General features: G+C 42.6%; 1 protein-coding gene. It reads left to right on the forward strand.

The features are described 5' to 3' along the window. Positions 1-396: site-2 protease family protein (locus tag ADIWIN_RS15680; protein WP_235047135.1), on the forward strand; the 396-nt coding region annotated here is incomplete at its 5' end. Positions 397-538 lie beyond the last annotated feature (142 nt).

The following is a 538-nucleotide window of genomic DNA, read 5'->3' on the forward strand; positions in this document are numbered from 1 at the left end:
ATAATGGTAGCGCAATTGCTACTCGGCTTGTCGATTTTAGTCGGCCTACACGAATTGGGGCACCTTCTAGCAGCAAAAATGTTTGGAATGAGAGTTGAAAAATTCTCCATAGGATTCCCTCCAAAAATAATCGGTTTTCAATGGAAAGAAACTGAGTATTCTATAGGCGCAATTCCATTGGGAGGATTCGTCAAAATTTCCGGAATGGTAGACGAATCACTCGATGCCGAACAAATGTCTGCAGAGCCCCAACCTTGGGAGTTTCGTTCCAAGCCGGCATGGCAGCGGTTGATAGTAATGCTGGGTGGTGTTATTGTAAATGTTGTAACTGGAATTATCATTTTTGTTTTCTGGTATACAGTAAAGGCGAAACCTATTTCTCTAGAGACCAGGTGATTGAAAATGGTATCGTAGCTTACGATATCGGTCAACAAATAGGCTTTGAAGACGGAGATAAAATACTGGACATCAATGGCATTCCTTACGAGTCATTGAACGACCTGAGTGGCGGAAATGCCTTACTTAGCTCTGATGGCTA

The organism is Winogradskyella psychrotolerans RS-3 (assembly GCF_000427335.1).
Taxonomy (GTDB): Bacteria; Bacteroidota; Bacteroidia; order Flavobacteriales; family Flavobacteriaceae; genus Winogradskyella; species Winogradskyella psychrotolerans.